At 57.8% G+C, this 24,318-nt stretch carries 24 protein-coding genes and 1 pseudogene; 11 read left to right on the top strand and 14 right to left on the bottom strand.

What is annotated here, in order from left to right; genetic code table 11:
• The first annotated feature begins 86 nt into the window (after positions 1-86).
• Positions 87-572, top strand: a complete 486-nt coding sequence (gene coaD / locus C7H09_RS16445; RefSeq protein WP_106764744.1) for a pantetheine-phosphate adenylyltransferase — start codon at positions 87-89, stop codon at positions 570-572.
• A gap of 44 nt (positions 573-616) precedes the next feature.
• Here the strand turns inward: coaD and C7H09_RS16440 are convergent, their stop codons facing one another.
• The 4 genes from C7H09_RS16440 to C7H09_RS16425 all read right to left on the bottom strand — a co-directional run bounded on the left by C7H09_RS16440 (position 617) and on the right by C7H09_RS16425 (position 5,563).
• Positions 617-1,915 carry a DUF945 family protein gene (locus C7H09_RS16440; RefSeq protein ID WP_106764742.1) on the bottom strand — a complete coding sequence of 433 codons (1,299 nt, stop codon included), beginning with the start codon at positions 1,913-1,915 and terminating at the stop codon, positions 617-619.
• A gap of 69 nt (positions 1,916-1,984) precedes the next feature.
• Positions 1,985-4,123, bottom strand: a complete 2,139-nt coding sequence (gene ppk1 / locus C7H09_RS16435) for a polyphosphate kinase 1 (protein WP_106764740.1) — start codon at positions 4,121-4,123, stop codon at positions 1,985-1,987.
• 50 nt (positions 4,124-4,173) lie between these two features.
• Positions 4,174-5,205 (bottom strand): porphobilinogen synthase, encoded by a 1,032-nt coding sequence (hemB, locus tag C7H09_RS16430; protein ID WP_106764738.1) that lies wholly within the window; start codon positions 5,203-5,205, stop codon positions 4,174-4,176.
• 136 nt (positions 5,206-5,341) lie between these two features.
• Positions 5,342-5,563 carry a hypothetical protein gene (locus C7H09_RS16425; protein WP_106764735.1) on the bottom strand — a complete coding sequence of 74 codons (222 nt, stop codon included), beginning with the start codon at positions 5,561-5,563 and terminating at the stop codon, positions 5,342-5,344.
• Positions 5,564-5,834: 271 nt separating this feature from the next.
• On the opposite strand from C7H09_RS16425, the gene C7H09_RS16420 reads away from it, so the two are divergent.
• The 3 genes from C7H09_RS16420 to C7H09_RS16410 are packed head-to-tail and all read left to right on the top strand — an operon-like array spanning position 5,835 to position 8,551.
• Positions 5,835-6,464, top strand: a complete 630-nt coding sequence (locus C7H09_RS16420; protein ID WP_106764733.1) for a TetR/AcrR family transcriptional regulator — start codon at positions 5,835-5,837, stop codon at positions 6,462-6,464.
• Positions 6,465-6,466: 2 nt separating this feature from the next.
• Positions 6,467-8,161 (top strand): isovaleryl-CoA dehydrogenase, encoded by a 1,695-nt coding sequence (locus C7H09_RS16415; RefSeq protein ID WP_106764731.1) that lies wholly within the window; start codon positions 6,467-6,469, stop codon positions 8,159-8,161.
• Between the two features lie 42 nt (positions 8,162-8,203).
• Entirely contained in the window at positions 8,204-8,551 is a 348-nt protein-coding gene (locus C7H09_RS16410; protein ID WP_106764729.1) for a DUF503 domain-containing protein, read from the top strand.
• 152 nt (positions 8,552-8,703) lie between these two features.
• Here C7H09_RS16410 and C7H09_RS16405 read toward each other — a convergent pair whose 3' ends face one another.
• The 5 genes and pseudogenes from C7H09_RS16405 to C7H09_RS16385 form a co-directional block, all read right to left on the bottom strand.
• A complete protein-coding gene (locus C7H09_RS16405) occupies positions 8,704-9,192 on the bottom strand; it encodes a hypothetical protein (RefSeq protein ID WP_106764727.1) in 489 nt (162 codons plus the stop codon).
• Between the two features lie 131 nt (positions 9,193-9,323).
• Positions 9,324-9,809, bottom strand: coding sequence for a hypothetical protein (locus C7H09_RS16400; RefSeq protein WP_106764725.1), 486 nt, complete (start codon positions 9,807-9,809; stop codon positions 9,324-9,326).
• A gap of 3 nt (positions 9,810-9,812) precedes the next feature.
• Positions 9,813-10,463: a hypothetical protein gene (locus C7H09_RS16395; protein ID WP_106764723.1), complete on the bottom strand. Its 651-nt coding sequence runs from the start codon at positions 10,461-10,463 to the stop codon at positions 9,813-9,815.
• A gap of 25 nt (positions 10,464-10,488) precedes the next feature.
• A pseudogene (locus C7H09_RS16390) lies at positions 10,489-10,713 on the bottom strand (transposase); the annotation flags it as partial.
• Positions 10,714-10,874: 161 nt separating this feature from the next.
• A complete protein-coding gene (locus tag C7H09_RS16385) occupies positions 10,875-11,057 on the bottom strand; it encodes a hypothetical protein (protein ID WP_133166244.1) in 183 nt (60 codons plus the stop codon).
• A 403-nt stretch (positions 11,058-11,460) separates the two neighbouring features.
• On the opposite strand from C7H09_RS16385, the gene panP reads away from it, so the two are divergent.
• Entirely contained in the window at positions 11,461-13,137 is a 1,677-nt protein-coding gene (gene panP, locus C7H09_RS16380) for a pyridoxal-dependent aspartate 1-decarboxylase PanP (protein WP_106764717.1), read from the top strand.
• Positions 13,138-13,199: 62 nt separating this feature from the next.
• On the opposite strand, the gene C7H09_RS16375 is transcribed toward panP, so the two are convergent.
• Both C7H09_RS16375 and C7H09_RS16370 read right to left on the bottom strand, forming a co-directional pair.
• Positions 13,200-13,466 carry a hypothetical protein gene (locus C7H09_RS16375; protein WP_106764714.1) on the bottom strand — a complete coding sequence of 89 codons (267 nt, stop codon included), beginning with the start codon at positions 13,464-13,466 and terminating at the stop codon, positions 13,200-13,202.
• Between the two features lie 99 nt (positions 13,467-13,565).
• Positions 13,566-15,131 (bottom strand): inorganic phosphate transporter, encoded by a 1,566-nt coding sequence (locus tag C7H09_RS16370; RefSeq protein WP_106764711.1) that lies wholly within the window; start codon positions 15,129-15,131, stop codon positions 13,566-13,568.
• A 252-nt stretch (positions 15,132-15,383) separates the two neighbouring features.
• Between C7H09_RS16370 and C7H09_RS16365 the strand changes: the two genes are divergently transcribed.
• The 3 genes from C7H09_RS16365 to C7H09_RS16355 all read left to right on the top strand — a co-directional run bounded on the left by C7H09_RS16365 (position 15,384) and on the right by C7H09_RS16355 (position 19,645).
• Positions 15,384-16,430 carry a GGDEF domain-containing protein gene (locus tag C7H09_RS16365; protein ID WP_240616625.1) on the top strand — a complete coding sequence of 349 codons (1,047 nt, stop codon included), beginning with the start codon at positions 15,384-15,386 and terminating at the stop codon, positions 16,428-16,430.
• Positions 16,431-16,497: 67 nt separating this feature from the next.
• Positions 16,498-16,947: a flavodoxin gene (locus tag C7H09_RS16360; RefSeq protein WP_106764706.1), complete on the top strand. Its 450-nt coding sequence runs from the start codon at positions 16,498-16,500 to the stop codon at positions 16,945-16,947.
• Between the two features lie 103 nt (positions 16,948-17,050).
• Positions 17,051-19,645: an EAL domain-containing protein gene (locus C7H09_RS16355; protein WP_106764703.1), complete on the top strand. Its 2,595-nt coding sequence runs from the start codon at positions 17,051-17,053 to the stop codon at positions 19,643-19,645.
• Positions 19,646-19,649: 4 nt separating this feature from the next.
• Here the strand turns inward: C7H09_RS16355 and tesB are convergent, their stop codons facing one another.
• The 3 genes from tesB to C7H09_RS16340 form a co-directional block, all read right to left on the bottom strand.
• Positions 19,650-20,504, bottom strand: a complete 855-nt coding sequence (gene tesB / locus C7H09_RS16350; RefSeq protein WP_106764701.1) for an acyl-CoA thioesterase II — start codon at positions 20,502-20,504, stop codon at positions 19,650-19,652.
• A gap of 111 nt (positions 20,505-20,615) precedes the next feature.
• Positions 20,616-21,773, bottom strand: a complete 1,158-nt coding sequence (locus C7H09_RS16345) for an NAD(P)/FAD-dependent oxidoreductase (RefSeq protein ID WP_106764698.1) — start codon at positions 21,771-21,773, stop codon at positions 20,616-20,618.
• A gap of 12 nt (positions 21,774-21,785) precedes the next feature.
• Positions 21,786-21,953 carry a rubredoxin gene (locus C7H09_RS16340; protein WP_106764696.1) on the bottom strand — a complete coding sequence of 56 codons (168 nt, stop codon included), beginning with the start codon at positions 21,951-21,953 and terminating at the stop codon, positions 21,786-21,788.
• 279 nt (positions 21,954-22,232) lie between these two features.
• Between C7H09_RS16340 and C7H09_RS16335 the strand changes: the two genes are divergently transcribed.
• The 3 genes from C7H09_RS16335 (at position 22,233) to ubiA (ending at position 24,288) form a co-directional block, all read left to right on the top strand.
• The gene (locus C7H09_RS16335; RefSeq protein WP_106764694.1) at positions 22,233-22,790 is read left to right on the top strand and encodes a hypoxanthine-guanine phosphoribosyltransferase; all 558 of its coding nucleotides are present in this window, start codon (positions 22,233-22,235) and stop codon (positions 22,788-22,790) included.
• On the top strand, positions 22,756-23,325 hold the full coding sequence (locus C7H09_RS16330; RefSeq protein WP_420844198.1) for a chorismate--pyruvate lyase family protein: 570 nt from the start codon (positions 22,756-22,758) through the stop codon (positions 23,323-23,325). The genes C7H09_RS16335 and C7H09_RS16330 overlap by 35 nt, the downstream gene beginning before the upstream one ends.
• Before the next feature lie 78 nt (positions 23,326-23,403).
• Positions 23,404-24,288 carry a 4-hydroxybenzoate octaprenyltransferase gene (ubiA, locus tag C7H09_RS16325; protein WP_106764689.1) on the top strand — a complete coding sequence of 295 codons (885 nt, stop codon included), beginning with the start codon at positions 23,404-23,406 and terminating at the stop codon, positions 24,286-24,288.
• Positions 24,289-24,318 lie beyond the last annotated feature (30 nt).

Here is a 24,318-nt window from a genome sequence, read left to right as displayed (position 1 = left end):
TCGCCGTGTAAAACCAGAAACGGCGCGGACTACAGCAACGCGAACGATCCTGCTATCCTACGCTCCATCAGAACAAGGAGCAGACCATGCCCAAAGTTATCTATCCCGGTACCTTCGATCCCATCACCAATGGCCACACCGACTTGATTGAACGTGCCGGGCGAATGTTCGGGGAAGTGGTTGTGGCGGTCGCGTATAACCCGAAAAAACAACCGCTGCTGAATCTTGAAGAGCGCTGCGACCTGGTTCGCAAGGCAACCGCCCACGTGCCCAATGTTACTGTGACCGGTTTCAGCAACCTGCTGGCCGATTTTGTTCGGGAGCAAAACGCCACGGTCATTCTCCGGGGCCTGCGGGCCGTCTCCGATTTCGAGTTCGAGTTCCAGCTTGCAGACATGAACCGTCGACTGGCACCGGAAGTGGAAAGCGTATTTCTGACCCCCGCCAACCACCTGTCCTACATCTCATCCACCCTGATTCGGGAAATAGCTTCCCTCGGTGGTGACATCTCGGAATTTGTCGATCCGGCAGTGGCTGATGCCCTGCGCAAAAAATTCAGCCAGCAAAGCTGATACGCAGGAGCAGCCCTGATAGCCAGCGACTGCTCCGATCACCACTACAACAGCGGCGGTAGCGGGATATCCTGGCCATTGATCGTCAGCATCAGGTCTTCCATGCTGCCGTCCAGCACCAGCCGATCGCCTTCCTGAATCAGCAGCCCCTGCTTGACCAGCGGCGCCACCTGCATCCGGATTGCCGGATAGTCTTCCGCCAGGGACACCGGCAGGCTCAGGTTAACCTCACCCGTCAGCCCCTGCATCACCATCAGCATCTGCCCCTGCTCAGCCGCCGACAGGCGGGGATGGGAGATATCCAGATGGCCGCGAATACTGCCTTCGGGGGTCTCTAGCTTCAGCTCCCGAATACCTGCCGAAAAGCCATTCATGGCAATCCCCCGGGCAGCCTGATTAAGCCCCTGCACCATAGCCATCTGCTGCTCGAACGCAACGCGGGGGTCAGTATCCGCGGTGCTGGCCATGGCTTGTGCCTGCATTTCGGTCAGCACAGTATTCAACCGGTTCCAGCTTTCCACATCCAGATCGCTGAACGCGATTTCAAGGCGGTGCGGCCCTATGGCCTCTTCGCCCACGTCCACCGACTCGACCTCCAGAGTCGCCTGGGAATCCAGCCGGCTGTCATCATCACGTGCCTGGGTGTCCCCCTGAAGGCTCAGGCCCGCCACCGAAACCGGTGGGGTATCCACATCCTGCAGTCGCACTTCACTGATGGTCGCAACCCCTCCACCGGTCCAGATGTCGCCGGTCAGCCAGGTCATACTCTGCTCTACCTGAACATCGACAATGCGGGCTTCCAGCACCGGGCTTGCAATCGCCACTTCGGGCACCACAACCAGCAGATCTGCGGCCTTGCCATACCGGCCGAAATCGAGGCGCAGCAAACCGCCACTGCTGCTGATCACCTCGCCATGCTCCGGGTTTTCGATGCGCATTGCCGGTGCCACCAGCTCCAGTATCGCGCTGCCCCACAAACGGGTCTCAAGGGTCAGATCCGGCTCACCCTCCGAAAACCAGTCAGCACCCTCAGGCTGCCAGCCCCCGCTGGGCCGAAAGCTCATCAGGCTCCCGGTAATACCATGGGATACCTGTACATCCATGTTCACCACATGAGTTTCGGCTGTCTCCGGATTTTTCACGGTTACCGTCAGCGCGGCCTCGGCACCAAACAGGCCCCGCCGATATTCATCGGTCTCCAGTTGCAAGAACGGCTGGCCAAGATTTACCTCCCTGGCAGCCTCCTGCCACTGCTGCTCCGTCATATAACCCACAGCCCAGGGCGCGGCCCCGGCTACCACCAATACGGCCAGGCCGCCTGCAATCCATTTTTTTTTGATCAAAGTGTCTTCCTGTCGCTTATTGAATACTCAGCACGAATCACGCCCCGCGCCGGATGGGGTTCCGCCCGGTTAACCGGTCTTGGCGGTCAGTCGCTCCAGCAGCAGCAACTGGGCCGCCAACCGCTCTTCCTGGTCGGCGGGCTGATTTTGCAGATAACTGCCATCCGCCTGCAACACCCAGGACTGGCAATTGTCCGCTAGATACACTTCCAGATCGTCCCTGAGGCGGGCAACCAGCATCGGCTCTTCAATAGGAAAGGCAACCTCGACACGGCTCAACAGGTTACGCTCCATGGCATCGGCACTGGCACAGTAAACATCGGGTTTGCCGTCATTGCCGAAATAGTAGACCCGGGTGTGCTCGAGAAAACGCCCGACAATGGAGCGTACCCGGATATTCTCTGACAGCCTTGGTACCTGCGGCCGCAAACAGCAAATACCCCGAATAATCAGATCAATACTGACCCCGGCCTGGGAAGCCCGGTACAGTGCCTTGATGATCTGGGGCTCGGTCAGCGCATTAAACTTGAAGATGATGCGCCCGTTGCTACCGTGGGCGGCTTCCCGCTCAATCAGGCTGATCAGGCGGTTGTGCAGGGTGAAGGGCGCATGAAACAGCTTCTTGATTTTCAGAGCTTTGCCCATACCGGTCAGTTGCTGGAACAGCTTGTTAACGTCGTCGCCGATGGACTCGTCGCAAGTCATGAAACTGTAGTCTGTGTAGATCCTAGCGTTACCGGCATGGTAGTTACCCGTGCCCAGATGCACGTAACGGCGCAAGCGGCCTTCCTCCCGGCGCACAATCAGGATCATCTTGGCGTGGGTTTTATAACCCACCACACCGTACACCACAATCACACCGGCTTCCTGCAAGCGGCTGGCCAGCTCCAGGTTTTCCGCTTCGCTGAACCGGGCCCGCAACTCGATTACCGCGGTTACTTCCTTGCCCCGGCGGGCCGCATCTGCCAGTGCTTCCACCACTTCGGAGTTGGCGCCGGTGCGGTACAAGGTCTGCCGGATCGCCAGCACCTGCGGGTCTTTCGCCGCCTGGCGCAACAGGTCCACCACCGGGCTGAAGTTCTCATAGGGGTGCAGCAGCAACAACGGGCGCTTACGGATGGCGTCGAACATCGAGTCCTTGCTGCGGATCTGGCGCGGAATCGAGGGCGAAAAATGGGAATAGGACAGGTCCGGCCGATCCACCAGTTCACCCACCGCCATAATCCGGGTCAGGTTCACCGGGCCGTTCACCTGATACAGGTCCCGCTCGGTCAACCCGAATTCCCGCAACAGAAACTGCACCATTTCATCCGGGCAGTTGTCCGCCACTTCCAGCCGAACACCGTCACCGAACCGTCGGCTCAGCAGCTCGCCGCGCAACGCAGAGGCCAGGTCTTCCAGGTCGTCCTCCAGCTCCAGGTCGGCATTGCGGGTGAGCCGGAACTGGTAGCAGCCTTTTACCTCCATGCCTGGAAACAGCTCATCGGCATGAGCGTGAATCATCGACGACAGGAACACCAGGTTATCGCCACCGCTGCAGACGTTATCCGGCAGCCGCACCAACCGTGGCAACGATCGGGGCGCAGGCACAATCGCCATGCCGGTTTCCCGGCCAAACGCATCCTTGCCGTCGAGCTCAACAATAAAGTTCAGGCTTTTGTTCACCAGCCGGGGGAATGGATGAGAAGGATCCAGCCCGATGGGGCTGACCACCGGCAGAATTTCCTCGTCAAAATACGTCCGTACCCAGTCAGCCTGGGCCGGTGTCCATTCCCGGCGCCGGACAAAGTGAATGTTCTCTTTTTCCAATTCCGGAATCAGAACATTATTGAGAATATCGTACTGCTCATGAATATAGTCGTGGGCCACACGACTGATTTCCGCCAGCAACTGCTCCGGCAACATCCCGTCGACACCGACCGTCTCGCGTCCATACTTGAGCTGCTGGCGCAAACCGGCCACCCGGATTTCGAAGAATTCATCCAGGTTGCTGCTGAAAATGCAGCAATAGGTCAGACGGTTGATCAGCGGGTGCGCCGGATCCAGCGCCTGCTTCAGCACCCGGTAATTGAACTGGAGCTGGCTGAGTTCGCGATTGAAATAGTTTTCGCTGGCCTCAAGCTGCACCGTTTCGCCCACCGGCGCCACCTCTAGCGGTGCCGGAACACTTTGGTCACTGTCTGCCACGCTCAAAAACTCAGTTTTCATCGCTGGATGCATCCTTGGTTCATGGGTTGGGGCGGCAAAGCGCCCCCGGATCAGGCGCGCTCCCGCTCCCGAATCAGCCGGGCAGCCCGCACGGCAAAGTAGGTCAGTATGCCATCGGCACCGGCCCGGCGCATGGCCATCAGGCTCTCCATCATCACGGCATCACCATCAAGCCAGCCGTTCTGTGCCGCCGCCATGTGCATGGCGTACTCACCGCTGACCTGATACACAAAAGTGGGCACCTGCAACTCGGTTTTTACCCGGCGGACAATGTCCAGATACGGCATGCCCGGCTTGACCATGACCATATCCGCACCTTCCGCCAGATCCATTGCGGTTTCATGAATCGCTTCATCACTGTTGGCAGGATCCATCTGATACGTGGCCTTGTTGCTCTTGCCAAGATTGGCAGCCGACCCCACCGCATCCCGGAACGGGCCATAGTAGCTGGATGCATATTTTGCGGAGTAAGCCAGTATCTGGGTATTGATGTGCCCGGCCTTCTCCAGCGCTTCACGGATGGCGCCGATACGGCCGTCCATCATATCCGAGGGCGCCACCACGTCCGCACCGGCATCGGCATGAGACAACGCCTGGTTGACCAAGGCTTCAACCGTAACATCGTTCAGCACGTAACCCTCGTTATCGATGATTCCATCCTGACCATGGGTGGTGAAGGGATCCAGCGCCACATCGGTAATTACACCCAACTCCGAGTGCGCCTGTTTCAGCGCCCGAACCGCCCGCTGTGCCAGCCCGTCCGGATCCCAGGCACCGGAGCCGGATAGATTCTTTTTCTCGGCAGGCACCACCGGGAACAGAGCCACTGCGGGAATGCCCAGCTCCACCAACTCTGCCGCCTGCTCCACCAGCAGATCAATACTTACCCGCTCAACGCCTGGCATCGAAGGCACCGCTTCACGCTGGCCCTCGCCCTCCAGCACAAAAACCGGAAAAATCAGGTTATCCGGTCGCAACTGGTTCTCCCGCACCAGGCGACGGGAAAAGTCATGGGCTCGGGTTCGACGCAGGCGGGTAAGGGGAAAGGCTCGGCTTGAGTGCGCAGGACGCGATTTTGACACGGGTAACCTCCTGAATATGAAAAGCCCTGAATACCGGCTACATCATACACGTCGGAGACCGTTCAGTGCAGGCCCGGTACCGAACGCCCGGGCCAGTATACAAAGCAGAGGCCGGGCCTGAGCCCGACCTACTGTTTCAGGCAGTTCGGCCGTTGAAGCCCGTGCCCACCTTGCGCAACGGATCGGCCTGAAAGGCAGTACCAACCTCCTGGATCGTGCCGCCCCCCTGCAAAAAAGCCTCGATATCTGACTGCAACTGGGCCCTCACACGAGCACGCCCTGCAACAGAATGGTTATCGCCGCTGTCGCCCGTCCAGTTACCGGACTGCTCCAGATTGCTTTCGTCGAATTCACCCATCGCTTTTCTCCATCAACGAAAACAGAACCACGGGAGCGAAAATCAGCCTGAAACCCGCACCCAATCTCGACAAGCGGCCCTCATGGTCGCCTGCCTTGGCGTCTTTATAATCTGCTTTTCATAACCGCGCTATTTCCTGACAACAATTTTTTTGTAATTTTTTGTAAACATAAGCAAGTGGTTGATTTTAAAGAGCCCATAATGAGTCTTCAAAGGCACAACAAATTGACACAAAAAATGAATAATGATTCACTTATTTTGAGGAGCCACTATGGCCTATCGCGAAACAGAAAAGATGCGCCAACGTAAAGCCGAGGCGCGCCAGCGGATTATCGACTGTACCTGGGAGTGTGTCGCAGAAGGCGGTTTTCGCAGTGCCAGAATCACCCGCATCGCAGGCCTGGCTGGCGTGGCTACCGGCACGATTTACCGGCACTTTGAATCCCGGGAACATTTGTTCGCCGAAATTTTCCGGCTGGCGACGCAGCGGGAAGTCGACAAGGTGGCCGAAGCACTGGGCATATCCGGCAACGCCGTTGAACGGCTGGAGAGCGCCCTCCGACAATTTGCCGGGCGCGCTTTGAAAGGGCCGATGAAAGCCTGGGCCCTGATCGCCGAGCCCGTCGACCCGACCGTTGAGGAAGAACGCCTGGCGTACCGGAAGGCGTACGCCGACCTGTTCGAACGGGCCATTAACGAAGGCATCAAAGAAGGCTGCATTCCGGAACAGAACGCCCGACTCGCCAGCACCTGCCTGGTAGGCGCCATCTCCGAATCCCTGATAGGGCCGCTGTCACCCACCCAGACACGCAGCCTCCAGGATACCGACAATCGCAACAATACGCTGGTCGACGCCATCGTTTGCTTCTGCATACAGGGGTTAACCGGCACCAGGAGCTAAGCATGAGCCAAACGCCGCGTGATTCCGCAAACCACCCGGTGGCCGGGCAACACCTGGCCAGTACCCACGAGGTCATCAACCAGCCGCTGCCGCTGGCAAACTACAACCTCTACCAGCAGGACATCGCGCTGCGGGAAGCCGTTCAACGGGAAGGTGCCAACCATGCCGACAACGACCTGAGCCGCTTTGGCGACTGGGCGGGCAAAGCCGACACCATTGAACTGGGCAACCTTGCCAACCGCCACAAGCCCGAGTTTCGCACCCACGACCGCTACGGCCACCGGATCGATGAAGTCAGCTTTCACCCGGCCTATCACGAGCTGATGACCGTTGCCTTTGAAAACGGCCTGCACAGTGCGCCCTGGCGCAACCCCGGAACCGGTGCCCACGTAGCCCGGGCCGCCAAATACTACCTGCACTCCCAGGTCGAGGCGGCCCATTGCTGCCCGGTGACCATGACCTTCGCCGCCATTCCCAGCCTTCACAATCAACCAGAACTGGCCAACACCTGGATACCGAAAATCCTCGCCAACCGCTACGACCGCCGAAACTGCCCGGATACCGACAAAACCGCCGTCACCATCGGCATGGCCATGACCGAAAAACAGGGCGGCAGCGACGTCCGCACCAACACCACCCTTGCCCACCCGATGGGCACTGAAGGCCCCGGACAGCCCTACGAACTGGTGGGCCACAAGTGGTTCGTGTCCGCCCCCATGTGCGACGCCTTTCTGGTACTGGCCCAAACCCGTAACGGCCTGTCCTGCTTCCTGATGCCCCGCTGGCGCCCGGACGGGAGTAAAAATCCCTGGCAGGTACAGCAACTGAAAAACAAGATGGGCAACGTCGCCAACGCCTCCAGCGAAGTCGAACTGCGCGGCGCCCTGGCCTGGATGGTGGGTGACGAAGGACGTGGGGTGCGCACCATTATCGACATGGTCGCCATGACCCGCTTCGACTGCATGATCGGCAGCGCCGCTGGCATGCGCCAGGCCTTCGCCCAGGCCAGCCACCACTGCCGCCACCGAAGCGCCTTTGGCGCCCGCCTGAGCGACCAGCCGCTGATGCAGAACGTCCTCGCCGACCTGGCCCTTGAAAGCGAAGCCGCCCTCGCCTACACCCTGCGGGTGGCCCGGGCCATGGACAACCAGGCCAACGAACACGAACGCCTGCTGGCCCGCCTGGCTACCCCCGTTGGCAAATACTGGATCTGCAAACGCACCCCCAACCACGCCTACGAAGCCATGGAATGCATCGGCGGCAGCGGCGTGATGGAAGACTGCATCATGCCCCGGCTGTTCCGGGAATCCCCGATCAACGCTATCTGGGAAGGCAGCGGCAACGTCCAGTGCCTCGACACCTTGCGCGCCCTGCAAAAAGAACCCGAAACCCTCGACGCCTTCTTAAAAGAAGCCGCCGAAGCCAAGGGCAGCGACCGGCGCTTCGACCAGTTCCTGGCCCAACTCCAACACGACTTCGCCGACACCAGCGACCTCCAGTACCGCGCCCGCAACCTGGTAGATCGCCTGGCCATGGTTATGCAGGCCTCCCTGCTGCTGCGCCACAGCGACAAACACCTGGCCGACGCCTACTGCGCCGCCCGTCTGCAAAGCCACGGCGGCCTGAACTACGGCAACCTGCCCTCCGGCACCAATCCGGCAGAGATTATCAAACGGGGTACGCCTGTAGTAGGCTAAAGCCCATCCCCGCTTGCTCCTGCACCCCAACTGGAACCCGCAATGTCAGAAACCCTGAGAAAGCTGCTGAAAGAAGGCAAAGCCCCGCAACAGCAACACAACATCACCCCCCACGTGGGCCTGCTCACCCTGCATTTCCAACTCTACGGCTGTGAAGACCTCAAAGCCAAACGCAAAGCCTTCACCGCCATGAAAGCCATCTGGGGCCGCGAACCCGATCTGGCGGTCAGCGAAACCGCCGACCACGACGCCCTCGACTGCGCCACCTGGACCATCGCTGCCCTCGGTACCTCTTCGCAAAAAATCACTCAACGTCTGGATCAGGTAGAAAAGGCCATCGAAGAAAAAATCGATGCTGCGATACTCGATATACATCGGGAAATAATTTGATTTCACTACTTGGACCCAGAGCTCGAAGGCAAGGCCGAAATAGTCGCCACTCGTAATAAAAGAGAAATAGCTCTCAGCAGCCGAAACCGACAACCGAGGGAGTGTCAACCCTTCCCAAACATATGACCAAAAACCTCTCGGCCTGTAGATTCTTAGTGACGGCTTTCCTCAATAATTCTATTGATGTCCGAAACACGCTTGCCAGCACCAAACATCTTCAGAACTCGTCTGTCATTGCATAAGGGTATCGAATCAACCCATACTGCTTTGAACCATTTGCTGGTCATTCTGAATGGCTGTGAGCATTCTACATAGCCCTGATTCTCGAAATGTTCAGCCCACAGTTTATTGGCGATATGAGAGCCAAAGAACATCCCGAAAAGGCCGGTAATGACTAATAACGCTACTGCTTTGTTTAACTTTCCACCGATGGATTTTGTGAACCCCTTACCTCGGATCGCAACAATAATCCCACACATACCCAATAGTGCGAGGCCTAAATAGGTGATCGGTGCAAGATATAGGACTGTAATTCCCGTATCTTCCAAAAAAATAGGCGCGCCCGTTTGTATAGCTTGAGTATAGTCCCTATGATTTAACCAAAGAATCCAAATAGATAAGGCTGTCAGCCCAACACCCATAGCTGACAGAACCATTCCGGTCCATAATGCCACGGGGCGATTTATGGGAGGTCTTGATGAGTCATTAGTCGTAGCCATCACCAGCCTGATAATTGATCAATTTCTGTTGTCCGATAAAACGTAGCCCCGCATCACCTATCCTGAGCCATATGGTGACGACGGTATTCACATATTTTTCGGTAGTACTCCACGCATTCAGCGTGGGCACTGGCTCTATACAACCAGTAGGCGATTAAAGAGAAGAAAAGACCGGAGGCACACGTCGTGGCCATGCTAGAGTCGCCTACAATCAGAGATATGGCGCCAGCAACGATAAGTATTCCTACGACGAAAAGGTTGAACCGCTTCAGGAAGCTGTGCCATTTGGCGCTGCCTCTGGTGAGCAGGAAGGTGGGTGTCACCAGTAAAAAAACGGCCAGCACAAAGAGACAAAGCCCAATAACAAGCACCGTCTGGGTGCTGAACCACGGAGAGGTCAACAGGGCTATCAGCACCAACACAATGGCTAGCGAGGTGGCCATACACACTACTGCGCCAACGACATGCCACATTCCTCGGGGGAATATCTGGATTTCGACTGCCCCGTCATCAAGTCCATCAGAATCCCTTGTCGACACAGGTCATTCCTCCGCTACGACCGCTACGGCAATCGATCGGATCGATCCACCCAGTGCGCTGCCAGCAAACGTAAGGCTGGCTCCGATCGCGTCTTTAAGTTGACGCAATGTTGTGGTTCGTATGGCCTGATTGGACCAGCGTTTCTCAATCTGGCCAGCCCGTTCGAAAAACTTGATCATAGTATTGGAAATGCCAGGTGCATTAGACCGTGCAATCTCTTTGGACAGTCGCTTCCTTTGCTGGCGATTCAGACCTTTTAGTGCCTCTTTGACCGTAATTCCCTGAGCATTCAGCAATTTAATGCCTCGAATCGTCATCAGTCCTGCGGCGCTTGCTCCACCAATGGACACCACATCAATAGCCAATGTGGCATTCTGGTACCACTCTTGGCTATCTAGCATGTCGTTCCATTCGGGGTTATTCGCCTCAATGGCTGTTCGAGCCACCCCATTAATACATTGAGCGGTGCTAGCTGACGCCGCCCCATAAGCTATTACCGTCAGAACGGAGCTGGCTCCGCCGCTGAAGGAAATAGCGGCTCCAGATGTCAGGACAACGACCCACCCCAGAACCATCGCTCCGCATGACAATGCAGCCCCAGCGGCCTCCAGCACCATTTCACTCTCACGCTGGTTCGCTTTGACCTCACTCACATACTCGGTAGCTGGCACGTCGCGCGGCGGTCTCAATGACGGTTGCCAGCTTTGCTTCTGCTGACCACTGGTCTGACTTGGCTTTTGAACCGGGCACCGGGCGTCCTTCTTTTCTGGCTTGTGTCCGCCAATTGTAAAGGGTTTGCTCCGAAATGCCTTCTTCCCGCGAAAGGGCGGATATCGTCATGCTCTGTGGCGGCGATAACTTTGCCAGTACTGCGGCTTTACGTTCTTCGGAATAACGAGGCACTATCAACACCTGAACCGCCCAACTGGTTAAAAATTAAGTAGTGCCAACTATCCTGCCAGAGGGGGAAGCTGTCAGGCCAACACCCATACCTAATACAAGCACCCCTCCCCAAAATGCAATGGGGCGATTGATGGGTGGCAATGAATCATTACTCGCACCCATCACAAACCACCAAAACGACGAATAAAATCGAGGTTACCTCGCGTGCTACCGAAATAGTAATTGGCTTCTCTCCTGACCAGCTCAACACTTTTTTTATTTTCTTTCATAGCCGTAGCCCATGACTCTTTATGTTGAACCAGCGCATCGACAAGCTTCTCTGTTAACCCCAACTTGTCATCCACCAAGCTAAGGAGCATGCCTGCAGCAATGGCTACAAACCAAGAATGTCGAAAATTCCAACTGAACTCCGTATCGAATATCGTTCTTATAAGCTGGCGCGCATCAGCAAAAACTTCAGAGTGAGCCTATCACCAATCGAGGGCTCCGATGGACATACCAGCGGGCGAACGGATAGCCCTCGTCTGTGGATTCAAGACAGCGGTAGTCAATATTCAGCACCCGCCAAGCCGCCATACCCAGAAGGCATGGCATCCTGCCCCTGACCCGACTTATACTACGCACCCTCAGGGAATATAAGGCCCGCCCAGACGGCAGGCCGACACAAATGCAACCGGGCCAGGCCCGGCTTCGTCCGAAGGGTTTCCGGACCCGACCCCTCGGATACCGCTGAACGTGCGTGGTGTTATGACCGGAAAGAAAAAAACTGCCAAGGCCTCGCTGGAAGCCATGTATCGCGTATTCACGGTGCCCGAGGCGCCGGAATCCACGTTGAGCCGCATCGACAAAGACATCTCCAGCAACCTCGCAGGCTTCCTCCAGAACCACATCGTTGCCATCGAGCGCGATCTGGCCGAAGTGGAGAAAGACTTCGCCGAGTCTGCGATACCGGAAAAACCCATCTTCGTCTCAGAGCAGACCCAGTTCCTGCTCGATAAACTGGTGGCCAACTCGGTACACACGGCTGCGCCCTCGTTCATCGGCCACATGACCTCGGCCCTGCCGTACTTCATGTTGCCGCTGTCGAAAATCATGATCGCACTGAACCAGAACCTGGTAAAAACCGAAACCTCCAAGGCCTTCACGCCCATGGAGCGCCAGGTACTGGGCCAGATTCACCGCCTGGTATACCAGCAGGACAGTGCCTTCTACCGGAAATGGATGCACGACCCCCGGCACGCCCTGGGCGCCATGTGCTCCGGCGGCACCGTCGCCAACCTGACCGCACTCTGGGTTGCCCGCAACCGGGCCTTCCCGCCAGAGGGCAGTTTCCGGGGCCTGCATGAAGAAGGCCTGTTCCGGGCTCTGAAATATTATGGTCAGGAAGGCGCCGCCATCGTCGTCTCCAAACGCGGCCACTACTCCCTGCGCAAGGCCGCCGACGTACTTGGCCTGGGCCGCGACGCCCTGGTGGCGGTAGACACTGACGAATACAACCGCATCAACACCGACGCCCTGCGCGACAAATGCCTGGAACTGCAGAAGCAGAAAATCAAGATCATGGCCATCTGCGGGGTTGCGGGCACCACCGAAACCGGCAACGTTGACCCGCTGGACGCCATGGCCGACATCGCCCGCGAGTTTGGCGCCCACTTCCACGTCGACGCCGCCTGGGGCGGGCCAACCCTGTTCTCCCGCACCTACAAACACCTGCTGCGAGGCATCGAAGAAGCCGACTCGGTCACCTTCGATGCCCACAAACAGCTCTACGTGCCCATGGGCGCCGGGCTGGTGGTGTTCAAAGAACCCGGGCTGGCCAGCGCCGTTGAGCATCACGCCCAGTACATCATCCGCAAAGGCTCCCGGGACCTGGGCAGCACCACGCTGGAAGGCTCCCGGCCGGGCATGTCCATGCTGATCCATTCCGGCCTGAAAATCCTGGCCCGGGAAGGCTACGAACTGCTGATCGACCAAGGCATCGAAAAAGCCCGGATCTTCGCCCGGCTGATCAACGAACAAGCCGACTTCGAACTGGTCACCCGCCCGGAACTGAATATCCTGACCTACCGCTACTGCCCGGCACAGGTTCGCGATGCACTGGCGGTCGCCGATGAACTGCAGGCCGAGAAAATGAACGCCTGCCTGAACCGCATCACCAAGTTCATCCAGAAAACCCAGCGGGAACGGGGCAAAGCCTTTGTCTCCAGAACCCGACTGGAACCGGCCCGCTACTACCACTTCCCCTGCATCGTCTTCCGGGTGGTACTGGCCAACCCTCTGACCACGCCGGAAATTCTGGAAGATATCTTGCGGGAACAGCGCGAGCTGTCAAAAGAAGAAGACATTGCAGACGAAATGTCGATTCTGCAGCAGATGGCAGACGCCGTGCTCAAACAGAATCAGCAAGCGGCTCGACGAGCCTGATCAGGAAGCCCTGGCCAGGCTTGAGGAAGGGAACGGGGACGTACACCTACCAAGCTCAAAACTCAGTAAAGCGCCTCTTCGTCATCCAGCACCTCGTGCAGGATCTCCAGAAACATCTTGTCGGCCTCGCTCCAGGCCTCCGGAATCCGGATTGTGGTATTGGCACTGATCTCCCGTGCCATCGCCTCATCCGCATCCGACTGCCCACGGTACTTGCGGGCAATTTCCATCGACTTGACCGCAATAGTCGGATCACTCATCACCTTCTTGATGAACACCCGAAGCTCATCAATCATCTTTGCCTGACGGCTCTCAACCGGTGAACTCATACAACATACCCCGAAAATGGATGGCGGCCTGCAATCAGCAGCCGGACTTGAACAATAGTATGGCCAAACCGCAACAACAGAGCCAGCCCCGACGCCCGATCAGACCATCATGCCGCGCAGCGCGAAGAACAGAAACGCCGCCATGAACGCCGATGCCGGCACCGTGATGATCCAGGCCGCGGCAATACGCACCAGATGCGAACGCTTGACCATCTCTTCCCGGTAAATTTTCTTCAGGCGCTTGCGTTCAGCCTTTTTCAACGGCACCTGCTTCTTCTTTTTCTTGGCCTGCTTGAGCAGCTTCTCCATCTCCTCCACAGAGGCATTGCGGAAATCATCCAGGAATGGCTTCAGACGCTCCTGATCCGCCTCCTCATAGTCTTCGACAATTTTGTGCAGTTGCGTTGCGTAGTTCGACTTGAGGTACTCTCGTAGAAAGCCAACTCCGAAGACTCCGCCAATGGCGATGTGCGTAGAGCTGACCGGCAGCCCCAATTGCGAGGCCAGGATTACCGTCAGTGCCGCGGACAGCGCAATACAGAAGGCCCGGGTTTTATCCAGCTCGGTGATCTCGCTGCCCACCGTCTTGATCAGCCTGGGCCCGAATAACATCAGTCCGACCGCCAGCCCCAGGGCACCAATCAGCATCACCCAGAGCGGAATACTGGCGGCCGTAACCACACCGCCACCGGCCTGAATCGCGTCATTAATCGCCGCCAGCGGACCAATGGCGTTGGCCACATCGTTCGCGCCATGGGCAAAACTTAACAGCGCCGCAGCAAAAATCAGCGGCCAGGTAAACAGCGTATTCACGCCCTGCGCACTGTTCTCCATGGTGGCAGCCCGACGGCCTACCAGCGTGCGCATCAGGAAAAACACCACCGCCGCAACGCCAAGCCCGATCAGCGACGCGGACAGCATATCCACTTTCACAATCTGCTTGACGCCCTTGATCATCAGGTAGGTGGTAAAGGCCCAGGCCATAATCGCCACCAGCCAGGGCACAAAGGTACGGGCCGCAGACACCAGATTCCGGCGATACAGTACGGTTTTCTTGATCAACAGCAGAAACAGGGCCGCCAGAGCACCACCGAGGACCGGCGAAATCACCCAGCTGGCGGCGATTTTCCCCATCACCGCCCAGTCTGCAATACCCCAGCCACCAGCGGCAATGCCGGCACCCAGCACCCCACCGACGATGGAATGAGTGGTGGACACCGGCGCGCCCATCCAGGTGGCAAGGTTGAGCCAGAGCGCGCCAGCCAGCAGGGCCGCCGTCATCAGCCAGACAAACGCTCGCGGGTCTTCAAGGGAGGTAGGGTCAATAATGCCGCCCTTGATGGTGGAGACCACATCCCCACCGGCAATCAACGCACCGGCCGCCTCGAACAGCGCCGCCAGCAGCACGGCCGCGCCCAGGGAAAGCGCGCCCGAGCCCACCGCAGGCCCGACATTATTGGCAACATCGTTGGCACCGATATTGATCGCCATATAGCCACCGATCACCGCCGCCGCCATCAGCAACATTCCGTTGGGCAGCTCATGGCTGAACGAGCCAACGACCACCCAGACGCCGATCAGAAAAAGGACACTGAGGCCGACCCTGTACCGTTCCGTGGTGGGGCTGGTGAGAATACTATCCAGAAAGCTGCTGGAACGGGCCATACCGATAAGTTCTCTTGTCTTGTGGACATCAGGAATTTGCACAAAGCTAAGCGGGGCAAACTATAAATTTTTTGCCATGAAATTGGAACAAAGGCAGGACATCAGGAGTGGATCACAGTACGGGAATCAGACACTGCAATTGTGCGTACATTTGACGCATAATCCGGGCAAATCTGTCAAAAAGAACAACAGGTCATGACGGACACCGAAACACAAAGCCGAAGTTTTCTCAGTGCGCAGGAAACGATACAGATGTCCCGACTGCTGAGCGGGTTGTCTGCCATGGCGGTTCTGTTTCTGACCGGCATCGGCGCCAAAGCCTGGTACGCCGACCACACCTTTCATGCCTGGGTGCTCTGGTTGTTCAACATACCGGTCATTGCCAACGTTCTCTGGTATACCTGGAGCCGTAATCAACAGGTTCTGGTTCGGGGGCTGCTGATCACCGTCGGTGTACTGTTCACCTACCTGATTGCTTCCGGAGGCGAAGGCAACACGGGGCCTTTATGGTTTTATGTATTCCCTCCCCTGCTTTTTTTTCTGACCGGCCTGAAAGCTGGCACGGCGATTCTGCTGTTTTGCTATTTGCTCGCCGTTCTCGTGTTCCAGTTTCCGGATCTTCCAGGCGTGACCGCAAGCTACACGGCAGATTTCAAAATCCGCTTCTTTGCCACGCTCACCTTTGTATCGATCTTTTGTTTTGTACTTGAAGCAGGGCGGCTGCACGCCCGCAATCGCCTGGTAGAGCTGGCTCAGCTGCACGAGCAGGCCGCCCGGACAGATGATCTGACTCAACTGGCCAACCGCAGGGACATGCAAGCCCGCCTGAATAAAGAGCTGTCCCGATACCAGCGCTCGGGCCATCATTTTTCTATTGTGCTGATCGATCTGGATCTGTTCAAACGCATTAACGACGACTTCGGCCACGATGCGGGTGACGAAGTGCTGCGGCAGTTTTCCGCCCTGGTACAAGAAGTCATACGCCAGTCCGATGTGGCCGCACGGTGGGGGGGAGAGGAATTCCTGCTACTGCTGCCGGATACCACTCTGCTGCAGGCTCTGAGCCTGGCCGAGCGCCTGCGAAGCGAAGTTGCCGTCACCGAATTCTACCATCAAGGGCGACAGCTCCCGGTGACCATCAGCGCTGGCGTCTGCTCCATTTCCTCGGCAGGCTCAGTAAACGAGCTGCTGAAACAGGCTGACATCCAGCTATACAACGCCAAGGAACAAGGCCGGAACCGCATTGCACCCAGGGTTCGCACCCAAACTGCAGCCACGCCAAATCCATCTTCGGCTTGAGCCGGAACCACCGCATAATTATCATCCGACCTTCCATTTACACCATTCTCGGGAAAAGGCACCTGTTATGGCATCCATCCGCATTCTCACCGGCAGCGTATACGGCGGCGCCCTGCTGACCGCCCGACACCTGAAACAGGTGCTGGAACCCATGGGGCACCAGATAACGGTTATTGAAGAAGCCACTCTGGGCGACATACAGGGCAATGACGACGCCTTGCTGGTATGCACGTCCACCACCGGCGAGGGCGAAGTGCCGGGCAACCTGCTGCCGTTCTATCTGGATTTGCGGGATCAGCTACCACAGCAACCGGGGCGTCCGTTCGGCGTGATTGTGCTGGGTGACTCTTCTTACGGCGACACCTTTTGTGGTGCCGGCGACCTGATGGAGGAAGCCCTGCTGGAGACCGGAGCCCGGAAAGTGGGCGAGACCCTCCGCATTGACGCCCTCGAGACCATGGAACCAGAAGCGGATGCCCTTACCTGGGCAAAACAGTGGGTAAACCAGCTGCAGTAAAAGCTGAACATTCGATCCAGGGACGGATATCCGGCGCTTGTGTGGTTCGTTGTCAGGGGCCATACTCTGGCAATAACGACAATAACGGTATCCGTCACTATCCATGCATCTGGCCCGTATTCTGGCAGGGCTGTTATGCCTGCTGCTGTTATCGACTCCCGCCATGGCCTACGACAACGGCCAGACACCCGCTATGGAGTTTCTGCGCACGCCCCCCGGGCAGCCGCTCTCTCCGGCTCAGGCTTTGAACAGCAACAACTGGCAACCGCTGCAGGAACAGACCGCGAACTTCGGTTATACCTTCGATCATATCTGGCTGCGCATTCCGGTCACCGGCCCCAGGCTTGCCGACACGCGCCCGGTCAACCTCCTGGAAATTGCTTACCCGCAACTGGATACTATTGATTTCTACCTGGTGTCCGGGCAAACCATCACCCAGAGTTATCATACCGGAGACCATCTGCCGTTTGCCGAGCGCCCGGTCGAATACCCGTATTTTCTATTCCCGTTCCCGGCAGCCCAAAATGACAACACACTGATTCTGCTGCGGATCGAAACCACCGGCGCCATGCAAATTCCCGTTAAACTCTGGAACAATCGGAGCTTTTTTGAGCACACCTCTATTGAAAGCCAGATCCACGCCCTTTACTACGGCATCTTGCTGGCCGCCATCTGGTTCAACCTGTTCGTCTTCCTGGCCCTGAGAGAGCGCCTCTATTTGCTCTATGTGCTCTCCACCCTGGGCTATCTCCTGCTGGTTGGAAACCTCAACGGCATTACCTATCAGCTGCTTTGGCCCTCCCTGCCTGCAGTTCAGAACAGCGCCATGTTGATCTCCATTCCTCTGGCGATGGTTTTCACTCTGTTGTTCTCTCGGGATTTTCTCAAACTGAAACGGTACAGCCCACTGGCAGACCGCCTGATGCTGGCGACCACCGGGCTGAATGCCCTGCTGGCTGTTGCCACGTTCTTCATCGACTACAGCTCCAGCATCCGGCTCACGGTTGCCCTGGCTATTCCCACCTGCCTGCTGCTGACGGTCATTGGCCCCTTGCAATGGGCCCGGCGAAACCCTCAGGCGGTTTATTACACCCTGGCCTGGGGCGCAGTCACACTCGGCAGCGCCATTACTGCAGCGAACAAATACGGCCTTATCCCATCCAGCTTCATCACGGTGTATGGCATGCAGATCGGCTCGGCTCTGCAGGTCGTGCTGCTCAGCCTTGCTCTGGCCCTGCGTATCTACTATGAACGCCAGAGCAAGGTGCTAGCCCAGGAAGCCGAGATCAAAGCACTGGCGGATCGGCGCACAGCCGAACTGAAACTGATGGATCAGGCTCTGCACAATCCCCTGACCGGCCTGCCCAACCGCAACAGCTTTGAACTGCGGGTCAACGAACTGGTACGCCAAAGCCCGGGCCGGCAGTTAGGGGTTGTGATCGTTCACCTGAATAACCTGTATCCGATTACCAAAACTTTGGGGCACCGCAACACAGATCGAATACTGGAACTGGCCGCGAAACACTTCAACGCAGTCATCAAGGACGTCGCTGGCGCCCTGCCGATCGAAGTAACGGAACAACGTCGATTTTTCCTGGCAAGCCTGGATCCGCAGACTTTCGCGTTCGTAGTGGAGGCCGACCGGGCTCTGGCATCACCGCGCACCATCATGCGCAGCATCGACGAGTTGCGCTACCCGGTGGATTTTCTGGGAATGCAGGTGCCGCTGGCACCACAACTCGGCGTAGCCTTCTATCCGAACCACGGCAAAGATGCCAACACACTGATCCGCCGAGCCATTATTGCCGAGGAATCGGACAGGGCCCGGGACCGCGGCATCGCGTATTACAAGTCATCCCGGGATTCCTATAGCGCCGAGCGCCTGACGCTGGTCTCGGACCTTCGCTCAGCCATCGAAAACCATGAGCTGACGCTGTTCCTTCAACCCAAACTCTGCCTGAAAAGCCACCGGATCACCGGGTTTGAAGCCCTGATTCGCTGGCCCCGGCGTCAACAGCCGGTACGCCCGGATGAAATCATCAGCATTGCCGAACAAACCGGCCTGATCAAACCACTCACCCGCTGGGTATTGCAGGAAGCCCTGGAATTGCGCACGCGGTTAATGAAACAGGGCCGGGAAGCCAATGTGGCAGTCAACATATCACCGAACAACCTTCGGGAGCCGGACTTTGCGCTCTTTGTCCAGCGCTTGATGCAAAGCTACCCAGCCCACGCCGGCGGCATTACCTTTGAAGTGACCGAGACCTCCATGATGCAGGATCCGGGCAACTCCCTGAGAGCCCTGAACGCCCTCCATGCGGCCGGTATTCCGCTGTCTATTGACGACTTTGGCTCGGGCTATTCCTCACTCTCGTACATCAAGCGGCTACCTGCGGGTGAAATCAAGATTGACCGCTCTCTGGTCACCGATCTGCCGGAACGGGAACAGGATAGAGTGATCGTGCGTACCACTATCGAGATGTGTCACAGCCTGGGATACACCGTGGTGGCAGAGGGCGTTGAAGACCAGCAGACTCTGGCCCTGCTGGAAAGCATGGGGTGCGACCTGATTCAAGGGTACTACCTGACTCCACCCCTGGCGTTCACAGCGATGATGCAATGGCTCGACGAGCACTACCCCGCATGCAGGGCGAGGGCTGCCATAGACAACGCCCCCGGCCTGGGCGGGCAGTCATAAACCTTCAGCGCTGGCGAATTAACGCTTCCTGAGTCGTGGAAGCCACCAGCACACCGTCACGATTGAAGAAGTTGCCGCGATTGAAACCGCGCCCGCCCGACGAACTCGGGCTGTCCTTGTCGTACAGCAGCCAGTCATCCATGCGAAAATCCCGATGGAACCAGATAGCGTGATCAAGGCTTGCTACCTGAAGTCGCCTGTCCATGAAGCTCAGCCCGTGCGGCACCATGGATGTTTCCAGAAAGCTGAAGTCCGATGCGTAAGTCAGCAGACAGCGATGCAGCACCGGATCATCGGGCAAGGGCCCCAGAGCACGAAGCCAGTTCTGCCTTTGCGGAGAGCGTTTTTCCGGCTGGATCGGGTTTAACGGATCCACTGGGCGAATCTCGATGGGGCGCTCCCGGGTTAGCATTTCCTGTACCGCCGCTGGCAACTGGCTGGCAATTTCTTTGCCCAACTCAAGTTCAGACTTGAGACTCTCAGGCTCTGGCGCTGGCGGCATGGCAACCTGATGCGCTAGGCCGGGCTCTGTGGTCTGGAACGACATGGCTCCGGTCAGTATTTCTTTGCCATCCTGGCGGGCAATGACCCGGCGCACAGAAAAGCTTCCGCCGTCCCGCACTCTCTGGACTTCATAATCTATCGGCATACTGTGATTGCCCGGACGCAGAAAATAGGCGTGCAGTGAATGGCACAAGCGATCCTCTACGGTTCTGCTGGCAGCCATAAGAGCCTGCCCCAGCACCTGCCCGCCAAAAACGTTGGGAAACCCCAGGTCTTCGCTATCCCCCTGGAAATGGTCGTCACCGATGGGTGACAGATCCAAAAGCTCCAGTAATCTTCGGGTTACTTCCAGCATGCCTGCTCCTGTTTTTATTAGCTCACGAACGGATTTTCTACCCCAGACAACTGCTTTTGGCAACGCAAAGTTGCCCGAGACGTGACAATCACCAGCAACGGGATCACCCACTCAGCGATCATGAATCGGCGGAACTTCCCGCGCCAGAGCCTGCTTTTCCATGGCAAAACGCCCGGTAACCGCAAAGCCAAGGGTCTCACCTGCCGCCGATAGAAACAGGGCCTTCACATGACTACCATCCCGCTCAATCTGCCAGCTTCCATCCGCACCCACCGGTGGCGGGCAGACCGCTGTCGGGCAGCAGGGAGTTTTTACCATCACCGGCATGGTGCCATAAGCCACCTCTGTGCGCTCACCGGCCAGTGTCTTTGCCAAAGCCCTTGCACACGCCATCAAAGGCAACACGTACAGCAAAACCTGGCCATCCACTTCAGCACAGTCGCCCAAGGCATAAACGTCGGGCGCCGAGGTTTCCAACGCCCGATTCACACAAATGCCGCGCGCAGTCTCCAGCCCGGCCGCTCTCGCCAACTCGGTGCGCGGCCGCAAGCCCACGGCTGAAACCACCAGATCTGCCGCAAGCTGCTCGCCGTTGTCCAGCGCAACCGTCACACCCTGCTCGGCATGATTGACCGACGTGACCACCGTGCCAAGATGAAAGCGCACGCCCAGTGCTTCCAGCTCTTGCTGCACCGCCGCCGCTGCAGGCTCTGGCAGCAGGGAGGGCATCAATGCTGTGTCTGGCGCGATTACGTCGACCTCATACCCGCCATTGCGCAGATCGTTGGCAAATTCACAACCGATCAGCCCGGCCCCCATAATGGCGATACGCTTACCACCTGCGAGCGTCTTGCGAAAGGCCCGATAATCCATCAGGTCGTTGATGGAAAACACACGATCCAGCCCGTTACCCGCCAGGCTCAGGCGAATCACATCAGCCCCCCAGGCCAAAACCAGCTTGCCATACCGCAAACTCCGGTCACCCAGTCGCAGCTCCCGGGCTTCGGTATCAATGCCGGTCACCACGGACCAGGGGCGAATTTCTACCCCCAGTTGTTCTGCCATGGTGTCGGGGTCTGCCTGTGCCAGGCCGTCTGCATCCTTATTCCTGGTGAACCCGGTGGACAGCATTGGCTTGGAATAACTGATGCCGTCGTCGGCGGTCACCAGAACCACCGGCACATCCCGGTTCAGCTTGCGAAATTCTCTGGCCAGTGAGTAGCCGGACAACCCGGTGCCCACGATAACAATAGGGGCCTGTTCGCTCATGCCTGTACTCCGTCAGCCAATCTCGATCATCTCAAAATCTTCCTTGCCCACACCGCAGTCCGGGCATTCCCAGTCCTCGGGCACATCTTCCCACTTGGTTCCGGGCTCAATGCCGTCTTCCGGCCAGCCTTCGGCTTCATCGTAAATCAGGCCACACACCACACACTGCCACTTCTTCATGCGCACTCTCCGAATAAATGTCTGATTCCATTTACGAACCAGCTGCCTTGCGGATGCCTGCGGTATCCGCGCAGGCTCCCAGTCCGCCAGCTCCGGTTCGCGACAGGAATTAACCAACATGATAACTGCCCCCCGAGCGATGACCAATGCCAGCGGGCCGGAAGTCCCGGAGTTTTTCTGCCAATAGCAGAAACTACAGACCCGACCAATGCGCCCTGCCTCTCCCCTCACCGGCCTCACTTCGGTATAATCCGCGCTTTTGGACAGGACCCTATCGTTATGACCGATACCGTCGCCGAAATGAACCAGGTTATGGCAGAAGCAGACTGCCTGGTGACCGAAGAGCAGGTGTATTCCGCCATCGACACCATGGCCAGAGCCATCACCGAACGCCTGAAAAACAGCAATCCTTTGCTGTTCTGCGTCATGAACGGCGGCCTGATAGTGACCGGTCAACTGCTGCCCAAGCTGAAGTTCCCGGTGCAGGCCGAGTACCTGCATGCAACACGGTACCGCCAGGAAACCACGGGCGGTATTCTGGAGTGGAAACTGCAGCCGGAAGCCGAAATGAAAGGCCGTACCGTTCTGATCATCGACGACATTCTCGATGAAGGCACCACCTTGTGCGCCATCGCCGACTATTGCCGGGCTCACGGAGCCAGTGAGGTGCTGACCGCGGTTCTGGTAGACAAGCAGCACGACCGCAAAGCCGCCCCGGGCCTTGCCGCTGACTTTACAGGGTTGCGAGTGGAAGATCGCTTTCTGTTCGGGTTTGGCATGGACTACAAGGGATACTGGCGTAATGCGCCGGGCATCTATGCTGTTAAAGGACTCTGAGCAAACCTTCGGGCAGAGTATTCCACCGACCACCTGGTACCGGTCACTCGCCGCAGCCGGGCTTCGTTGTCCGGACGTCCACGGTTCGGCCCGCTACTGGCTGACCGTGGAAGGGTCTTTTACCCGGGCACTGCAACAGGAATGCCGGGAAGGCTTTCACGTTGAAGTCGTTCGTGAAGGTTTCGCCTTACCCAGCGCCGAAGAGGCCCGCCGCCTAGCACTGCCACCCCGGCAACTGGCCTGGATTCGTGAAGTGCGGCTCTGCGGCGATGGTCAACCTTGGGTTCTTGCCCGCACTGTCATTCCGCAAAACTGTCTGACCGGCCACGGCAAACGCCTGTCCGGCCTCGGCAGCAAGCCGCTCGGCGCCTACCTGTTCAGCAATCCCGAATGGCAACGCGGCCCCCTCGAAACCGGCCTGTGTCAGCCGGCCAACCCTGCGCAGCCACAACTGGCCAGGCGCTCCCTGTTTCACCGCGGGCCGGATGCGCTGATGGTCGCCGAATATCTGCTGCCGATTCTTTATCAACACTGACACCGGGTTTATGGGCCCCTTTCCGGTGGCTATAATCGGAATCCCTAAACCCATCATTGCTCGTGGACGATCAACGCTATGCTGCAGAATGCCTTGCCTGCCCATGTTCAGGCGCGCCTGACAGACTATGCCCGACTACTGCGCATCGACCGTCCCATCGGCACCCTGCTCCTGCTCTGGCCAACTTACTGGGCGCTGTGGCTGGCCGCAGACGGCGTGCCATCCCTGGCTAACCTGCTGATATTCACACTGGGAGTATTTTTTATGCGGGCGGCCGGCTGCGCCATCAACGATTTTGCCGACCGGGACTGGGATCGCCATGTAAAACGCACCAAAGACCGGCCACTTACCTCCGGGCGCATCCAACCCTGGGAAGCGGTGGCGCTATTTGCCGGGCTTTGCGCCATCTCGTTCTTGATGGTGGTGCTGTTCACCAACCGCTTCACGTTGTACCTGTCATTCGGTGGCGCCGTGCTGGCGTTCATCTACCCCTTCACAAAACGCTACACCCACCTGCCCCAGCTGTTTCTGGGCGCGGCCTTCTCGTGGGCAATACCCATGGCCTGGGCCGCCGAAGCGAACGAGGTAAACCAGATGACCTGGCTGCTATTTACTGCCAACGTACTCTGGACGGTCGCTTACGATACCTTCTATGCCATGGTAGACCGTGACGACGACCTGAAGGTCGGCATCAAATCGACGGCAGTTCTGTTCGGCGACGCCGACCGAACCATCATCGGCATCCTGCAGGCGCTGGTGGTGATCATTCTGGTAATGCTGGGCCGCCAGGCTGAACTTGGCAGTTTCTTCTATCTCGGTGTCGTGGGTATGGCCACGCTCTTTGTGTTCCAGCAATTTCTGACACGGGAACGGGCCCGAGACGGCTGCTTCAAAGCCTTCCTGAACAACAACTGGGCTGGTTTTTCGGTATTTCTCGGGTTGGCCCTTGATCTGCTGCTGTGACCTTTGGAGATGTCACACGCTTGTCATAAA

Origin of the sequence: Marinobacter fuscus, from assembly GCF_003007675.1 — a bacterium.
GTDB classification, from domain to species: Bacteria; Pseudomonadota; Gammaproteobacteria; order Pseudomonadales; family Oleiphilaceae; genus Marinobacter; species Marinobacter fuscus.
Note: the sequence above shows the minus strand (reverse complement) of the source record. Positions and strands in the feature narration are given on the sequence as shown.